At 68.9% G+C, this 17,222-nt stretch carries 15 protein-coding genes; 13 read left to right on the top strand and 2 right to left on the bottom strand.

What is annotated here, in order from left to right:
• The first annotated feature begins 118 nt into the window (after positions 1-118).
• Both AAFO60_RS15090 and AAFO60_RS15095 read left to right on the top strand, forming a co-directional pair.
• Complete coding sequence (locus tag AAFO60_RS15090) at positions 119-658, top strand: DUF2867 domain-containing protein (protein WP_347957040.1); 540 nt, start codon at positions 119-121, stop codon at positions 656-658.
• A complete protein-coding gene (locus AAFO60_RS15095) occupies positions 655-1,836 on the top strand; it encodes an NAD(P)/FAD-dependent oxidoreductase (RefSeq protein WP_347957041.1) in 1,182 nt (393 codons plus the stop codon). The genes AAFO60_RS15090 and AAFO60_RS15095 overlap by 4 nt, the downstream gene beginning before the upstream one ends.
• 110 nt (positions 1,837-1,946) lie before the next feature.
• Here the strand turns inward: AAFO60_RS15095 and AAFO60_RS15100 are convergent, their stop codons facing one another.
• On the bottom strand, positions 1,947-2,198 hold the full coding sequence (locus AAFO60_RS15100; RefSeq protein WP_347957088.1) for a hypothetical protein: 252 nt from the start codon (positions 2,196-2,198) through the stop codon (positions 1,947-1,949).
• Here AAFO60_RS15100 and AAFO60_RS15105 point away from each other — a divergent pair.
• From AAFO60_RS15105 to clpB, 3 genes are all read left to right on the top strand, one after another.
• Entirely contained in the window at positions 2,160-2,474 is a 315-nt protein-coding gene (locus AAFO60_RS15105; protein WP_347957083.1) for a PaaI family thioesterase, read from the top strand. The genes AAFO60_RS15100 and AAFO60_RS15105 overlap by 39 nt on opposite strands.
• 327 nt (positions 2,475-2,801) lie before the next feature.
• Positions 2,802-3,251: a hypothetical protein gene (locus tag AAFO60_RS15110; RefSeq protein ID WP_347957042.1), complete on the top strand. Its 450-nt coding sequence runs from the start codon at positions 2,802-2,804 to the stop codon at positions 3,249-3,251.
• A 271-nt stretch (positions 3,252-3,522) separates the two neighbouring features.
• Positions 3,523-6,078 carry an ATP-dependent chaperone ClpB gene (clpB, locus tag AAFO60_RS15115; protein WP_347957084.1) on the top strand — a complete coding sequence of 852 codons (2,556 nt, stop codon included), beginning with the start codon at positions 3,523-3,525 and terminating at the stop codon, positions 6,076-6,078.
• Between the two features lie 120 nt (positions 6,079-6,198).
• On the opposite strand, the gene AAFO60_RS15120 is transcribed toward clpB, so the two are convergent.
• On the bottom strand, positions 6,199-6,807 hold the full coding sequence (locus AAFO60_RS15120; RefSeq protein ID WP_347957043.1) for a hypothetical protein: 609 nt from the start codon (positions 6,805-6,807) through the stop codon (positions 6,199-6,201).
• A 231-nt stretch (positions 6,808-7,038) separates the two neighbouring features.
• Between AAFO60_RS15120 and AAFO60_RS15125 the strand changes: the two genes are divergently transcribed.
• From AAFO60_RS15125 to AAFO60_RS15160, 8 genes are all read left to right on the top strand, one after another.
• The gene (locus tag AAFO60_RS15125) at positions 7,039-7,749 is read left to right on the top strand and encodes an ABC transporter ATP-binding protein (RefSeq protein ID WP_347957044.1); all 711 of its coding nucleotides are present in this window, start codon (positions 7,039-7,041) and stop codon (positions 7,747-7,749) included.
• Positions 7,746-8,534, top strand: coding sequence for an ABC transporter permease (locus AAFO60_RS15130; RefSeq protein WP_347957045.1), 789 nt, complete (start codon positions 7,746-7,748; stop codon positions 8,532-8,534). The genes AAFO60_RS15125 and AAFO60_RS15130 overlap by 4 nt, the downstream gene beginning before the upstream one ends.
• 349 nt (positions 8,535-8,883) lie before the next feature.
• Positions 8,884-8,982, top strand: a complete 99-nt coding sequence (locus AAFO60_RS15135) for a potassium-transporting ATPase subunit F (RefSeq protein ID WP_347957046.1) — start codon at positions 8,884-8,886, stop codon at positions 8,980-8,982.
• Between the two features lie 11 nt (positions 8,983-8,993).
• On the top strand, positions 8,994-10,772 hold the full coding sequence (gene kdpA, locus AAFO60_RS15140; RefSeq protein WP_347957047.1) for a potassium-transporting ATPase subunit KdpA: 1,779 nt from the start codon (positions 8,994-8,996) through the stop codon (positions 10,770-10,772).
• Positions 10,773-10,828: 56 nt separating this feature from the next.
• A complete protein-coding gene (gene kdpB / locus AAFO60_RS15145) occupies positions 10,829-12,913 on the top strand; it encodes a potassium-transporting ATPase subunit KdpB (RefSeq protein ID WP_347957048.1) in 2,085 nt (694 codons plus the stop codon).
• Between the two features lie 5 nt (positions 12,914-12,918).
• Positions 12,919-13,560, top strand: coding sequence for a potassium-transporting ATPase subunit C (locus AAFO60_RS15150; protein ID WP_347957049.1), 642 nt, complete (start codon positions 12,919-12,921; stop codon positions 13,558-13,560).
• A gap of 10 nt (positions 13,561-13,570) precedes the next feature.
• Positions 13,571-16,117, top strand: a complete 2,547-nt coding sequence (locus AAFO60_RS15155; RefSeq protein WP_347957050.1) for a DUF4118 domain-containing protein — start codon at positions 13,571-13,573, stop codon at positions 16,115-16,117.
• Complete coding sequence (locus tag AAFO60_RS15160) at positions 16,110-16,802, top strand: response regulator (RefSeq protein ID WP_347957051.1); 693 nt, start codon at positions 16,110-16,112, stop codon at positions 16,800-16,802. Before AAFO60_RS15155 ends, AAFO60_RS15160 begins: the two co-directional genes overlap by 8 nt.
• Positions 16,803-17,222: the final 420 nt, after the last annotated feature.

Here is a 17,222-nt window from a genome sequence, read left to right on the forward strand (position 1 = left end):
CAAATGTAGATGTACGTGCTACTCTACTACAAAAATAGAGGGAGTGATCAGGGGAGCTGAAACCTCAATCGCAGTCAAGGACGCGAACCGCCGCCATCCCAATCGAGGAGTTGACTCCATGGCAATCGAACGACCGAAACACGACCTGCGGTCGACTGTTCGGGCCGGAGCATCGGCGAAATCGCCGCCGCCGTTCCGGGCTGTCGGCGTGGCCGCACTGCCAGTTGAGGTTCGCGAGTACTGCGGGCTCGATCGCATCGACTTCGCCGACGTGGTCTCCGTCGAAGGAGGACCCAGCCGAACTGCGGAGTCTTGGGCCCGGACGATTCTCGGCGACGTGCCGAATCTGCCGGAGATCCTGATCTGGCAGGTGGCGTTCCGCGGACGGCTGGATCGCCGACGTTCTCGAGATCTGGTCGCCGGCTGGCGGATCACGCATCGCGATGACCACCGGATCTCACTCGAGACGCCGTCCTCGGTGCTGTCGCTGCGAGTCATCGTGACTGCTGTCGACAAACGAGTCGAATCGATCACCTGCGTGCGTTTCGACACCACTCGCGGAAAGGTCATCTGGAAGGTGATCGAGCCTCTCCATGGCTTCGCCGTTCCGCGGATGGTCGCCAAAGGTCTCGCGAGCGCGACCCGGGAGGACTCATGAACGGCACGAATCGTATGGCTTCCCGTCAGGCGGGTCGTAACGCCGCGGCAGGCGGTGAAAGGCAACGAGTCGTCGTGCTCGGGGCCGGGTACGCGGGCCTGCTCGTCACTCGGTCTCTTGCGCGGCATCTGCCTGAGAGCGCCGAGCTGACTCTGGTCAACGAGCTCGACAGATTCGTCGAACGCATGCGAATGCACCAACTCGCCACAGGGCAGGTCCTCCCGTACATTCCCCTCACCGAGTCGATGAGCGACACCGGGGTCGACGTCGTCATCGGTACCGTCGATTCGCTCGATACGGACGGCCGGTGCGTAAGCCTTGAGAACGGTCGGCGAATCGATTACGACTACCTCGTCTACGCGCTGGGCAGCCGATCTCTGCGGGCGCCCGAAGGCGCCATCGCCGTCGCCGATTTGGAATCAGCGAGCAGGCTACGACAGCAACTGTCCGACCTGCGAAGCGGTCGGGTAGTCGTCGTCGGCGGCGGCTTGACGGGCCTTGAGACGGTCAGTGAGATCGCCGAACGACGAAATGACCTGGACGTGCACCTGATCAGCCGCGGCGCTGTCGATGCAGGCATGACGCCCGGTGCGGGGCGTCGCACACGCGCTTCCCTGCACGCCCTCGGCGTTTCGGTCCGAGAGGGAGTCCGGGTTGAAGCCGGTTCTGATGGCGGGTTCCACGAAGTCGACGCAGATGGGAATGCGAGGCGCCTGAATGCGGACCTGGTGATTTGGTCGGTCGGGTTCATCGCATCGGCTCTGGCCGCGAACGCCGGTCTCCGTGTGGACCGACAACGGAGAGTCATCGTTGACGACCGTCTCAGGTCAATCGATGACCCGAGAATCTATGCCATCGGTGACGCCGGAGTCATCGATGGGCCTGACGGCCTGGCGAGGATGAGCTGCCAGACCGCGGTGGTGATGGCTTCCTGGCTGGGCAGACGACTCGGCCGAGAGATCGCAGGCAAACCCGTGCAGGCCCACCATCCACGATTCGTGTGGCGCAACATGAGTCTCGGCCGACGTGACGGGATCACTCAATTCACTCACTGGGACGACCGCCCGTTGCCGATCTTCCTCTCCGGCCGGACCGCGGCCAGGTTCAAAGAACTCGTCAACTACTTCGTCACGTGGCAGGTGACCGGGTTGAGGCCGCGCCGAAAAGCAGTCGTCTGACGACGGCGAACCGTCTGTCGCCTCCGGCCAAGCCGACGGCGACCGAATCAAGGTCGTCGGCCGGTGTGACAACGAATGAGCCGCGACTTCATTGGCGGTAATCGCCGATATCAACCTCTCGTTGCAAAGAAGATGGCAGACAGGAACCAAGAAGGGAGCATGAGGTGACAAACCACGATCGGTCGGCACCCGCAGCAGGAAGGCAAACGACCCAGGCGACGTTGGAGTTGGGGAATTCGGTCCTTCGGGCTCAGCCGTTCAGCAACCTTGTCGGTGCGACTATCAGCCGGTTCGATGCAGGTGGAGCAGTCCTCGAAATCGAGATCACCGACCACCACCGCCAACAACACGGTCTGGTCCACGGTGGCGTCCTGTCATACCTTGTCGACAACGCTCTCACGTTCGCGTGCGGATCGATCCTCGGGCCTGACATCGTTACCCGCAGTCTGAGCGTGACCTACCTCGAGGGTGCGCGAGACGGACAGCTTCGCGCCACCGCCACGGTCACCGCCCACACCGACCGCCATGCAGTAGCGACCGTGACCGTCGATGAGGTGCGGCGGGATGGTTCGACTCGCACGTGTGCAGTCGGTCAAGGCGCCGCATCCACCGTCGGACGTCAGACGGCTCCGATCTGATACAGGACACCAGGGAAGGTCGTAATCCGTCCGAAGCCCCAACGCCCGGCGATGCCTGCACCGACGATTCCGATCCGCACGAAGACAGATCCTCTATTTATGTAGTAGCAGTCCGGCGGCGTCCACTACACATGTAAAGTCTGGTGCGTGAAGCAATCAGCCGACGACCGCTCAGGTACTCGGAGTGTGCGCCGAGACCAGATCGCAGAGGCGGGGATCCGGATCATCGCGCGGCGCGGCGTTCGCGCGCTGACGCACCGAGCGATCGACGAGGAACGGGGCCTCCCCCTCGGATCGACCTCGTACTACGCCCGGACGCGTCGCGCATTGATCGACGAGATCGTGAGGGTGTTGGCCGAGCATTCGATTGCCGATCTCGAGGAGGCGGCGCGCGCTTTGGTGATGCCCGGCGGGATGTCGGTGCCCGATGCCCGCAAGGAGCTCTTGGATGTCCTCGAATCAGCCGTTACTGCATTCGCCCGACGGCCAGACGAGCTCAAGGCCAGGTACGCCCTGCTGCTCGAACTCGACGAAGACGAGCCTGCACGCGCAACACTCGCGGAGAAGTCTCCGGTTCAGCAAGCGGTGGTGCAGCGGCTCGCCGACGCCCTCGAGGTGTGCGACATCGAAGCGCCGGCTCACCATGCGCGAGAGGTGATGACTCTCTGTGATGCGCTCCTCATGCGGTCGGTGATCGTAGGGGCACCGGTGGAGATCGCCCCAACGGTGTCGGCATACCTTCGCGGACTCGCGGATACGCCCCGAACGGGGAAATAGTCGCGGCCGGACTTCGGCCGCTGTCGTCGGACACCTCGCTTCGGTCTCAGATCGCGGACACACGGTCAAGCGGCGCTTCGGCGAACGCGCTGGGTGAGGTGCGGGACGGCAGCAATTCCGACTCCGTGGCGCACATCACCAAAACCTCAAACTTTAGTGGAATACGCTCAACTCCAATGAGGTTGAACCAGCCGTGAGGCCAACCTGAGCCTCGTAGACTTAAGTTCGGCAGTGAGTCGAGCGTGACAGACCAACAGAGAGGCGAATGTCAGTGGACAGCTTCACCCCCACCACCAAGACGCAGGCTGCGCTGCAGGCAGCCGTCCAAGACGCGGCCGCCGCAGGCAACCCCGACGTGCGGCCCACCCATATTCTCGTCGCACTGCTGGAGCAGACGGACGGCATCGCCGCGCCGCTGCTCAAGGCCGTCGGCGTCGACCCGGTGCGCATCCGCAACGAGGCCAAGAACCTCGTCGATCGGGCGCCGACCGTTTCCAGCGCCAGCGCGCAGCCGCAGCTCTCACGCGAGTCGATCGCGGCGATCACCGCCGCCCAGAAGCTCGCGACCGAGCTGAACGACGAGTACGTCTCCACCGAACACCTGATGGTCGGGCTGGCGACGGGCGATTCGGACGCGGCCAAGCTGCTGACCGGCGCGGGGGCGACCCCCGAGGCGCTGCGCGAGGCGTTCGTCGCCGTTCGCGGCACCGCGCGGGTCACCAGCGAGAACCCGGAAGCCACCTACCAGTCCCTGGAGAAGTACTCGACCGACCTGACCAAGCGGGCCCGCGACGGCGAACTCGACCCGGTGATCGGCCGCGACTCCGAGATCCGGCGCGTGGTGCAGGTGCTGAGCCGGCGCACCAAGAACAACCCGGTGCTGATCGGCGAGCCCGGCGTCGGCAAGACGGCGATCGTCGAGGGGCTGGCCCAGCGCGTCGTCGCCGGTGACGTGCCCGAGTCGTTGCGCGGCAAGACCGTCATCTCCCTGGACCTGGGTTCGATGGTCGCCGGCGCCAAGTACCGCGGCGAGTTCGAGGAACGGCTCAAGGCCGTCCTCGACGAGATCAAGGCCTCCGACGGCCAGATCATCACCTTCATCGACGAACTGCACACCATCGTCGGCGCCGGCGCGACCGGCGAATCGGCGATGGACGCGGGCAACATGATCAAGCCGATGCTGGCCCGCGGCGAACTGCGGCTCGTCGGCGCGACCACCCTGGAGGAGTACCGCCAGTACATCGAGAAGGACGCCGCCCTGGAACGGCGCTTCCAGCAGGTCTACGTCGGCGAGCCGTCGGTGGAGGACACCATCGGCATCCTGCGCGGACTGAAGGAACGCTACGAAGTGCACCACGGTGTGCGCATCACCGACTCCGCGCTGGTCTCGGCCGCGACGCTGTCGGACCGCTACATCACCTCGCGATTCCTGCCCGACAAGGCCATCGACCTGGTCGACGAGGCCGCCTCCCGCCTGCGGATGGAGATCGACTCGCGCCCGGTCGAGATCGACGAGGTCGAGCGCATCGTCCGCCGCCTGGAGGTGGAGGAGGTCGCCCTGGAGAAGGAGACCGACGCCGCGTCGAAGGAACGGCTGGAGGCGCTGCGCCGCGAACTGGCCGACCACCGCGAGAAGCTGAACGAGCTGTCGGCGCGCTGGCAGTCGGAGAAGACCGCCATCGACGCCGTCCGCGACGTCAAGGAGGAGCTGGAACGACTGCGCGGCGAGGCCGATCGCGCCGAACGCGACGGCGACCTCGGCAAGGCGGCCGAACTCCGCTACGGCAGGATCCCCGGCCTGGAGAAGGAACTCGAGGCGGCGATCGAGAAGAGCGGCGGCGACCCCGAGACGGGCGATGTGATGCTGCAGGAGGAGGTCGGTCCGGACCAGGTGGCCGAGGTGGTCTCGGCGTGGACCGGCGTGCCCGCGGGCAAGATGCTCGAGGGCGAGACCGCGAAACTGCTGCGCATGGAAGACGAGCTCGGCAAGCGCGTCATCGGGCAGCTCGATGCGGTCAAGGCCGTCTCCGACGCGGTCCGTCGCGCTCGCGCCGGCGTCGCCGACCCCAACCGGCCGCTGGGTTCGTTCCTGTTCCTCGGCCCCACCGGCACCGGTAAGACCGAGCTCGCCAAGGCGCTGGCCGAGTTCATGTTCGACGATGAACGAGCGATCGTCCGCATCGACATGAGCGAGTACGGCGAGAAGCACTCCGTCGCCAGGCTCGTCGGCGCGCCTCCCGGCTACGTCGGCTACGAGGCCGGCGGCCAGCTGACCGAGGCGGTGCGGCGTCGCCCGTACTCGGTGGTCCTGTTCGACGAGGTCGAGAAGGCCCACCCGGACGTCTTCGACGTGCTGCTGCAGGTCCTCGACGAGGGGCGTCTGACCGACGGCCAGGGGCGCACGGTGGACTTCCGCAACACCATCCTCATCCTGACGTCCAACCTGGGCGCCGGCGGTGACAAGGACCAGGTGATGGCGGCCGTCCGCGCGGCGTTCAAGCCGGAGTTCATCAACCGCCTCGACGACGTGGTGATCTTCGATGCGCTGAGCCCGGAGCAGTTGGTTCGGATCGTCGACATCCAGCTCGACAACCTCGCGGCCCGGCTGCGGCAGCGCCGTCTGGAACTCGCGGTCACGCCCAAGGCCAAGGAATGGCTGGCCGAGCGCGGCTTCGACCCGCTCTACGGCGCGCGCCCGCTGCGCAGGCTCGTGCAGCAGGCCATCGGCGACCAGTTGGCCAAGGCCCTGCTGGCGGGCAGGGTCCGCGACGGGGACACCGTCCCGGTCGACGTCAGCGGCGACGGCGAGAGCCTGGTCGTCGGCTGACAGCGAAGGTCCCGCTTCCCCGGGGTTGGGGAAGCGGGACCGTTCGCATCGTCGAGTGAAGTTGCGTCGAATTAGCGGGCTCCACGCCCCGTTAGTCGACGCAATTTTCGTCTGGAGGGCTTACCGCGGGCAGAACCCGGTCGCGATGCTCATCACGAGCTGAAGCGGGGCGCCGCGCAGTCCGAGGTCCCACGAGATCCCCTTGACGATCTGCAGGCACTGGTCGTACTTGGGGACGACCGAGTTGTCGACCTTGACGACGACCTTGTTGGTGCCGCCGAGGAGGTTGGTGGTCACCGTCTCGGTGGTCTCAGCGACCTTGGTGGCAGTGGCCGCCTGGTCGCCCTCGGTCGCATCCGGGGCGGTGGCCTTGGGGCCGGTGCAGGTCCCCGAGACCGTGTAGTCGGTCTTGTCGAGCATGCCGGCGAAGTTCGCGATCGCGGTCCGCTGGTTCAGCTTGGTGAGCTTGACCGTCCGCTTGAGCTCCTTGGTGCCGGTCGCGCCGTCCTTGCGGGTGGCGGTGACGGTGCACTCGTCGGCGTCCTTGCGATTGATGATCATCACGTTGATCTCGTTGATGCCCGAGGTGATCGACACCGCGCCCGACGCCGGCTGCTGGTACTTGCCCACGGTGCCGGCTTCGGCGGCGCCCGGGGCAAGCGCGACGCCCGTGGTGGCGGCCGCTGCCGCGGCGGCGGTCACGGCGGCGAGCTTGAGACTGCGCTTCAACGGATGACTCCTTCGTGTCATGACTCCCACTGGACATGTCGAGTCATCTGGAACGTGCTGGATCACACTCCACTAGAACCGGTCCGGACGATGCGCGCAAATCGACGCCGGTGAGCGTGCGCTCGAATCCCCGTCCCCCTTGGTGGCGCAGTAGCCCTTGACGGCGCTGCGCGACCGGGGCTTTAATTCACCATGTGATGAATTAATTCGTTCCGACGGATCGAGGCCGTGATGAGTTCAGCGATCAGATGCGAGAACGTCTCCGTGCGACGCGGCCGTGCGATGGCGGTCGACGACCTGACCGTCTCGGTGCCCACCGGATCCATCACCGGCCTCCTCGGCCCCAGCGGCTGCGGAAAGACGACCCTGATGCGGGCGATCGTCGGCACGCAGAAGAACGTCCGCCGTCGGATCACCGTCCTCGACCGACCGGCGGGCGCGCCCGGTCTGCGCAGCGAGATCGGCTACGTGACGCAGGCGGCGTCGGTCTACACCGACCTCACCGTCGGGCAGAACGTGCGGTACTTCGCCATGCTCTTCGGTGCGCGCCAGAACGTCGACGAGGCGATCGACGCCGTCGGCCTGCGGCCGTACGTCGACCAGCGGGCCGGGGACCTGTCCGGGGGCCAGCTCAACCGGGTGTCGATCGCCTGCGCGCTCGTCACCCGGCCGCGCCTGCTGATCCTCGACGAGCCGACCGTCGGGCTCGACCCGGTGCTGCGCGCCGACCTGTGGGGGAGGTTCGCCGACCTTGCGAGATCCGGTGTGACGCTGTTGATCTCCAGCCACGTGATGGACGAGGCCGCGCACTGCGACGAGCTGATCCTGATGCGCGAGGGCGCCCTGGTGGCGCAGCTGAGCCCGGATGAACTCCGATCGCGGACCGGTGAGACGAACCTCGAACACGCCTTCCTGCTGCTGATCGAGGGGGCGATGGCATGACCGCCGAGACCTCGGCACGCCCGGCGCCGTTGCGGCCGGCGCTCCTGACGGGCACGGCGGTGCGAGTGCTTCGCCAACTGCGCGCCGACCCTCGGACCGTCGGCCTGATCCTGGTGATCCCGGTCCTGCTGATGGTGCTTCTCCACTACATGTTCTCCGAGGCGCCGCACAGCCCGGCGGCCCCCGACCCGTTCGACCGCATCGGCACCGTGATGCTCGGCATCCTGCCCTTCACCACGATGTTCCTCATCACCTCCATCGCGATGCTGCGCGAGCGGCGGTCGGGCACCCTCGAGCGCCTGCTGACCACCCCGATCAGCCGCGTCGACCTGCTCGGCGGCTACGGCCTCGCCTTCTCAGTGGTCGCCGCCGTGCAGGCGATCCTGGCGGTGGGCGTCTCGTACTGGTTCCTCGGGCTCGCGGTGCAGGGATCGATCTGGTGGGTCTTCCTGATCGCCATGCTCGACGCGATGCTCGGCGTCGGGTTGGGCCTGCTGTGCAGCGCCTTCGCCCAGACCGAGTTCCAGGCCGTGCAGTTTCTGCCGATCGTGGTGATACCCCAGCTCTTCCTGTGCGGCCTGTTCGTGGCGCGCGACGCGCTGCCGGGATGGATGGAGGGGTTGTCGCGGGCGATGCCGCTGACCTACGCGGTCCAGGCCCTGCAGGAGGTGGCCGCGCACCCGTCCCTCACCGGGCTGATGGTCCGCGACATCGCGGTGATCCTCGGCTGCATCGTCGTCGCGCTCGCCTCGGCCGCGGCGACGCTGCGGCGCCGGACACCGTGACCGGGCGTCGGCGGGGCGGATCGTGGGCCCGGCGAGGCGGTGTCTGATCGGCGAGCCGTAGCCGCCCAGACCACCGCCGACTCGTAGGATTCGGCGATCGCGTCGACCACGGGGCGATCCGGGCGCGGCCCCGTGAACCGTTCGTCAAGATCTCGGCCGGTCCCGTATGGAACGCGTTAAGACATCTGGCGCAACGCAATCGGCGGGACGAGCGTGAAGGTGCACCCGCCGACGGCGCGGGCACTGGATCGAGGAGACGGAAGATGGATGTCGTGATGGTCGGCGTCGCGGTGCTCGCGATCGCCGCGTGCGCGGCGCTGCTGTATGCGCTCGAACGCGGAGCGGATCGATGACGGGGGCGGGCACGCTGGCGGTGATCCTGCTGATCGCGGCGGCCGCGGTGCTGGCGTATCTGATCGGCGCGCTGCTGTATCCGGACAAGTTCTAGGGGCGCGCACAGTGTCAGACCTCGCTGCCGGCCTGCTGCAGTCGGCTCTCGTCCTCGCCATCCTGGCGGTGCTGTACGTACCGCTCGGCGACTACATGGCGCGCACCTATCGCTCCGCCCGCGACCTGCCGCCCGAACGGTGGATCTACCGCGCGATCGGGGTGAACCCGCGCAGCCATCAGACCTGGCGCGCGTACGGATTGTCGGTGCTCGGCTTCTCGGCCGTCTCCATCCTGGTCCTGTACGCCATGCTGCGCCTGCAGGGGCACCTCCCGTGGTCGGACGGCAAGCCGGGAATGTCGCCGACGACCTCGTTCAACACGGCGATCTCGTTCGTCACCAACACCAACTGGCAGTCGTACGAGCCGGAGACCGCGATCAGCGATCTGCCGCAGATGCTGGGTCTGGCGACGCAGAACTTCCTGTCCGCGGCGGTCGGCATGGCGGTCGCGGTCGCCCTGATCCGCGGGATCGCCGCGCGGCGCGGCGCCGGCCAGATCGGCAACTTCTGGGTCGACCTGGTCCGCGGCACGCTGCGCGTCCTGCTGCCGCTGGCGATCGTCCTCGCGGTGATCTTCGTCTTCCAGGGTGCGGTCCAGTCGTGGCACGCGGCCACCGAGTTCACCATGCTCGACGGCGCCGGTTCGCGGATTCCATTGGGTCCCTTCGCCTCCCAGGAGGCCATCAAACTTCTCGGCACCAACGGCGGCGGCACCTACGGCGCCAACTCGGCGCACCCGTTCTCCAATCCGACACCGGTGACCAACGTGCTGTCGGTGCTGGCGATCCTGCTGATCCCGGTGAGCCTGACCCGCACCTACGGGACGATGGTCGGCGACCGGCGCCAGGGCCTCACCCTGCTCGGGGTGATGGCGACCATCTGGGGCGCCATGCTGGCCCTGGTCTGGACCTTCGAGTCGCGGACCGACGGGCTCGCCTCGCGGGCGGCGGGCGCCATGCTCGAGGGCAAGGAGTACCGGTTCGGGATCCCGGGCAGTGCGCTGTTCGCGGTCTCGACCACCGGCACGTCGACCGGCGCCGTGAACGCCGCGCACGACAGCTTCTCCGCCGCGGCCGGCGGCGGTCTGATCTGGAACATGCTGCTGGGCGAGGTGGCGCCCGGCGGTGTCGGCTCCGGCCTCTACTCGATGCTGGTCCTGGCGATCATCACGGTCTTCGTCGGCGGCCTCCTGGTGGGCCGCTCACCGGAGTTCCTCGGGAAGCGGATCGGACAGAGGGAGATCACCGCCGCCGCCCTGTACGTGCTGGTGATGCCCGCCCTGGTGCTGGCCGGGACGGCGATCACGGTGGTGCTCGGTGCCACGCCGTCGGCGTTGGGCAACGACGGCCCGCGCGGCTCCGACGGCGCGATTCACGGCTTCAGCGAGGTGCTGTACGCCTTCGCGTCGGCCGCCAACAACAACGGCAGCGCCTTCGGCGGCCTCACGGCCACCAGTGACTGGCTGCAGATCTCCCTCGGCCTGGCGATGCTGCTGGGGCGGCTGGTCCCGATCGTCCTGGTCCTGTCGCTGGCCGGGCTGCTGGCCCGGCAGCGACCGAAGGAGAACGCGCCCGAACCGAATGCGACCGCGTCCGGGCCGCTCATGACCGACGAGGCGACGCCGGCCGGCGGCGTCGCTCTCCGCGCCCGCGCCGACGCGGCCGTCGCCGCCCTGCCGACCAGCGGACTGCTGTTCGGGGCGCTGCTGCTGGGCACCACGCTGCTGGTCGCGGGCCTCACCTTCTTCCCGGCGATGGCGCTGGGACCGATCGCGGAGGCCGTGGGATGACGACGTACCGATCGACGCCGATGCGTGAATCCGAGTGCGAATCCGAGAAGGACGCGATGAACAGCAAGAATCTCGTGGGCAGCGGAGCCTTCGACGCCGGACAACTGGTGTCGTCGCTCCCGCAGGCCCTGCGCAAGCTGGGTCCGCGCGACCAAGCGCGCAACCCGGTGATGTTCGTGGTCTACCTGGGCGCGCTCATCACCACCGTGCTGGCGGTGATCCACCCGTCGGTGTTCGCCTGGCTGGTGACGGTCTGGCTGTGGTTCACCGTGGTCTTCGCGAGCCTGGCCGAGGCCGTCGCCGAGGGACGCGGCCGCGCGCAGGCCGACAGTCTGCGGAAGGTCAAGCGCGACACCGTCGCCCGCGTCCTCGGCGACGACGGCGGCATCACCGAGACGCCCGGCTCCGAGCTGAAGCGCGGGATGCGGATCGTGGTGGAGGCCGGTGAGACGATCGCCGGCGACGGCGGCGTGATCGAGGGCATCGCCACGGTCGACGAGTCGGCGATCACCGGCGAGTCGGCCCCGGTGGTGCGGGAGTCGGGCGGCGACCGATCGGCCGTCACCGGCGGCACCGTGGTGCTCTCGGATCGGATCGTCGTGCAGATCACCGCCGACCCGGGCAGCACCTTCGTCGATCGGATGATCGCGCTGGTGGAGGGCGCCTCGCGCAAGAAGACGCCCAACGAGATCGCGCTCGACATCCTGCTGACCGCGCTGACCGTCATCTTCCTGCTGGCCGTGGTCGCGATCGGCCCCATGCAGGCCTTCGCGGGTGAGGCCGCCGACCCGCTGAAGCTGATCGCCCTGCTGGTGTGCCTGATTCCGACGACGATCGGGGCGCTGCTGTCGTCGATCGGCATCGCGGGCATGGACCGGCTGGTGCAGCGGAACGTGCTCGCCATGTCGGGCCGGGCGGTGGAGGCCGCGGGCGACGTCGACACCCTGCTGATGGACAAGACCGGCACCATCACCTTCGGCAACCGGCGCGCCACCGAGTTCCATCCGGCGCGCGGTGAGACCGTGGTCGGACTGGCCGACGTCGCCTACCGCTGCAGCCTGGCCGACGACACCCCGGAGGGCCGCAGTGTCATCGACCTGGCGCTCGAGCGGTACGAGGTGACGTCGCTGGGCGCAGCGGAGGTGGCCGCGGCACGATCGGGCGCCGATCCGCGGTTCACGGTGGTGCCGTTCACCGCGCAGACCCGGATGAGCGGGATCGACGTGCTCGACGACCGCACGCGGGTCGAGTACCGCAAGGGGGCCGCCGACGCCGTCGAACGCTGGGTGCGCGACACCGGCGGCACGGTGAACCCGCTGGTCGCCACGAAGGTCGAGGAGATCTCCAAGCGCGGCGGCACCCCGCTGGTGGTCGGTGTCCGCGACGGCGGCGCCCACGCCGCGGTGCTCGGCGTCATCGAACTGTCCGACGTCGTCAAACCCGGCATGGCGCAGCGCTTCGCCCAACTGCGGGCGATGGGCATCCGGACGGTGATGGTGACCGGCGACAATCCGCTCACCGCCCGCGCCATCGCCGCGCAGGCCGGCGTCGACGACTTCGTCGCCCAGGCCACGCCCGAGGACAAGCTCGACCTGATCCGGTCCGAGCAGGCCGGCGGACGGCTGGTCGCGATGACCGGCGACGGCACCAACGACGCGCCCGCATTGGCGCAGGCCGACGTCGGCCTGGCCATGAACACCGGCACCATGGCGGCCAAAGAGGCGGGCAACATGGTCGACCTCGACTCCGATCCCACCAAGCTGATCGAGGTGGTGGCGATCGGCAAGCAGCTGCTCATCACCCGCGGTGCGCTCACCACCTTCTCGCTGGCCAACGACCTCGCGAAGTACTTCGCGATCCTGCCCGCCCTGTTCAGCTCGGTGTACCCGCAGCTCGATGCGCTCAACATCATGCGGCTGCATTCGGCGCAGTCGGCGATCGTTTCCGCGGTGGTCTTCAACGCGCTGATCATCGTCGCGCTGATCCCGTTGTCGCTCAAGGGAGTCCGCTACCGCGCCGCGGGTGCGGCGACCCTGCTGCGGCGCAACCTGCTGATCTACGGTCTCGGCGGCGTCGTGACGCCCTTCGTCGGGATCTGGCTGATCGATCTTCTCGTCCGGCTGCTGCCGGGGATGGGGTGAGGACCATGCGAAGCACCTTCCGAGGACTGCTGCGGCAGTGCGTCGTCGCGCTCGTGGCGCTGCTGGCGTTGACCGCGGTGGTCGGCGGTCTGTACCCGGCGGCGGTGTGGGGCCTGTCGCGCCTCGACACGACGGCGGCCGAGGGGTCGTTCGTCACCGACGCCCGCGGCTGTCGGACCTCCGACCTGCTCGGTGTCGACCAGCAGGTCCGGCCCGGCGATCCAGATCCCTTCCTGCACAACCGTGTCGCCGGCGGCGTCGACGATCCGATGGCGCCCGGCGATCCGCGAGCCTCGGGTGCGAGCAACCTCGGTCCGGGCAGCCCGGAACTGGTGCGGATCGTGACCGCGCGTCGGGCCGCGATCGCCGCCCGCGAGGGCGTGTCGCCCGCGCAGGTGCCCGCCGACGCCGTCACCGCGTCGGGGTCGGGTCTGGATCCCGACATCAGCCCCGCGTACGCCGCCCTGCAGGTGCCGCGCATCGCCCGGGTCACCGGACTGTCGCCCGACCGTGTCCGCGGGATCGTCGCCGCGCACACCGAGGGCAGGCAGTGGGGATTCCTGGGGACCGAGCGCGTCAACGTTCAGCAGGTGAATCGTGACCTCGGAATCGCTGCGCGTCTGCCCGCACCCGCCGGCTGCCGATAGCATCGGCGACATGCCAGGATCGGACGAGCAGCGCGGGCAGCTCGAAGTGTTCCTCGGGTGCGCGCCCGGCGTCGGCAAGACCTACGAGATGCTCGCGCAGGCGCGGACCCTCGCCGAAGAGGGCGTCGACGTGGTGGTCGGCGTGGTGGAGACGCACGGTCGGGCCGCGACGGCCGCGATGGTCGACGGCCTCGAGGTGATCGACCGGCTCGCCGTCGACTACCGCGGCACCAGACTGTCGGAGATGGATCTGGACGCGATCCTGGCCCGCCGGCCCGCGGTGGTGCTGGTCGACGAGCTGGCGCACAGCAATGCGCCCGGCATGCGCAACGAGAAGCGCTGGCAGGACATCGAGGTCTTGCGCGACGCGGGGATCGACGTCCTCTCGACCGTCAACATCCAGCACTTCGAGAGCCTGAACGACGTCGTCGCGCAGATCACCGGCGTCACCCAGCGCGAGACCGTGCCCGACGAGGTGGTGCGCGGCGCCGACCAGATCGAGCTGGTCGACATCGAGCCGCGGGCGCTCCGGCAGCGGTTGGCCGCGGGCAAGGTGTACGACGTGGGCCGCATCGACGGTGCGCTCGTCAACTTCTTCCGGCAGGGCAATCTGACGGCGCTGCGCGAGTTGGCGCTGCTGTGGCTGGCCGACCGCGTCGACGACAAGCTGGCCGCCTACCGCGCGGCCAACGCCATCACCGACACCTGGGAGGCACGCGAGCGCGTGGTGGTCGCGGTGACCGGCGGGCCGGAGTCGCCGGTGCTGATCCGGCGGGCACGGCGCATCGCCTCGCGGTCGAGCGCCGAACTGCTGGTGGTGCACGTCGTCCGCGGCGACGGCCTGGCCGAGCGCGGCTCGGCCGACTTCGGCGCGCTCCGATCGCTGGCCGCCGACATCGGTGCCGGCGTGTACTCGGTGGTCGGCGACGACGTCCCGCAGACGCTGCTGGAGTTCGCGCGAGCCATGAACGCCACCCAGCTGGTGCTCGGCACGTCGCGCCGGCCGCGGTGGCGGCGGGTGTTCGACGAGGGCGTCGGCGCCGCCGTGGTCCGCGACAGCGGCCGCATCGACGTGCACATGGTGACGCACGAGAAGGCGGCGGCGCGCAACCGGCTCGACATCCGCGACACTCGATTCCATCGGCCCGGCAGCTGGATCCTCGCCGTGGTGGCGCCCTTCGCCCTCACCGGTCTGCTGGCCCTCCTCGACCCGTACCTCGGTTTCGCCAGTCAGACGGCGCTGTTCTTCGTGGTGATCCTCGCCGTCGCGATGCTCGGCGGCGTGGTGCCGGCCGCCTTGTCGGCGGTGCTGTCGGGGGTGCTGCTGAACTACTTCTTCGCCCCGCCGCGCTTCACCTTCACCATCGCCGAACCCGACAACGTGATCACGATCGCCGTCATGCTGATCATCGCGATCGCCGTTGCGGCGCTGGTCGATTCGGCGACGGTCCGGCGCAGGCAGGCCCAGCGGGCCGGGCGCGACGCCGAACTGCTCGCGCTGTTCTCCAGCGCGGTCCTCGACGGCGCCGGGGTCGCCGGACTGCTGGAGCGGGTGTGCGAGACCTACCAGCAGACCGCGGTCGCCGTCGCCCGGCGCGACGATCGGAGCGGCTCGGTCGCCGAATCGGTGGGGCAGGACCCGCCCCGGTCGGCGGCCGAAGCCGACACCGTGTGCCCGGCGGCGGGCGGCGAATACCAGCTCCTGCTGCGGGGACCCGAGGTCGGCGCCGCCGACCAGCGGGTGCTGGCGGCGGTCGCCAGCCAGGTGGCCGCCGCCGTCGAACGAGACCGGCTGGAGGCCGAGGCCGCCGAGGCCGACGAACTGGCCCGGACCGACGAGTTGCGGCGGGCGCTGCTCACCGCCGTCAGCCACGATCTGCGGACGCCGCTGGCCGCGGCGAAAGCGGCGGCGTCGAGCCTGCGCAGCACCGAGGTCACCTTCAGCGAGGAGGACACCGAAGAGTTGCTGGCGACCGTCGAGGAGTCCATCGACCAGTTGTCGGGGCTGGTCGGCAATCTGCTCGACTCGTCGCGGCTGGCGGCCGGGGTGGTCCGCCCGCAGCGTCGTCGCACCTATCTGCCGGAGGTGATCCACCGGGCCGGCGCGGCCGTCGCGCGCTGGGAGCCCGGCGCTCCGGAGCTGTCGATCGAGATCGCCTGCGACTGGGCGTCCACCGACGCGGGCCTGCTGGAACGCGCCCTGGCCAACCTCATCGACAACGCCCTGCGGCACGGTGGCGGCGGCGTGGAGTTGCGGACCGATCTCGTCGCCGGCGAGGGGGAGTCGGACGACTCGTGGTGCCGGATCCGCGTCGTCGACCACGGTCCGGGCATCCCGGCGGGGGAGCGGTCGCGGGTGTTCACCCCGTTCCACCAGTACGGTGACCAGCACCGGCAGTCGTCGGGGGTGGGGCTGGGGCTGTCGGTGGCGAGCGGGTTCGTCTCGGCGGTCGGGGGAACGCTGACCGCCGAGCAGACGCCCGGCGGCGGCACCACGATGGTCGTGCTGCTTCCAGCGGTCGAGGATTCGGGGCGAGAGGAGTCCGCCGATGGCTGAGCACGGGCACGTCCTGGTGGTCGACGACGAGCCGCAACTGCTGCGCGCCCTGCGGATCAACCTGCGCGCCAGGGGATTCGAGGTCACCACCGCGGCGACGGGGGCGCAGGCGCTCGCCGCGGCGAGCCGGAATCCGCCCGACGTCGTCGTCTTGGATCTGGGTCTGCCCGACATGGACGGCTTCACCGTCCTCGACGGTCTGCGCGGGTGGACGGCCGTGCCGGTGATCGTGCTGTCGGCGCGGACCGATGCCGCCGACAAGGTGCAGGCGCTCGACGCGGGCGCCGACGACTACGTCACCAAACCCTTCGGGATGGAGGAGTTCCTGGCCCGGCTGCGGGCGGCGATCCGGCGCGGCAGCGCGACGACGGCGCCGTCGGAGGCGCCCGTGGTGCGCGCCGGTGCGCTGGAGGTGGACCTGGTCGGCAAGCGCGTCCTGCGCGACGGCGCGCCCGTGCGTCTGACGCCCACCGAGTGGGGCGTGCTGGAACTGCTGGTGCGCGCCGAGCCGAATCTGGTGAGCCAGCGCGAGATCCTCACCGCGGTGTGGGGTCCCACGTACGTGACGCAGACCAACTACCTGCGCGTCTACCTGGCCGCGCTGCGGCGGAAGCTGGAGGCCGATCCGTCGCACCCCGAGCACCTGATCACCGAAGCCGGGATGGGCTATCGCTTCGTGCGGTGAGTCGTCTCGCTGCGCTCCGTCGCTGCTCGACACCAGGCTGTAGCCCGTGAACGGACCCAGGCTTGTCGAGTAGCCCGCGAACGGAGTGAGCGAGCGTATCGAGACGGCGTGCCGCGATCTGCGTCCGCAGTTGTTCGCTGCGGGTACCGAATCGGACGCAAATCCTCTGGCGATCACCGGGTCTCGATACGTCCTCGGCTAGCGCCTCGGACTACTCGACCACCCTGGGGTGGGCGCTTGCGCGGCGGCCGCCACTCAGGTTTGTCGAGTAGCCCGCGAACGGAGTGAGCGAGTGTATCGAGGCTCCGGCGTCGTCTCGATGCGCTTCGTCGCTTCGCTCCCTCGCTTACTCGACAACCCTGGAAGTAACGCGCGAACGGAGTGGGGGAGCGTGGCGAGGCAGAGCAAGTACGCTCGCGG

This window comes from Gordonia aichiensis (assembly GCF_039946255.1).
In the GTDB taxonomy this organism is placed as follows: domain Bacteria; phylum Actinomycetota; class Actinomycetes; order Mycobacteriales; family Mycobacteriaceae; genus Gordonia; species Gordonia aichiensis_A.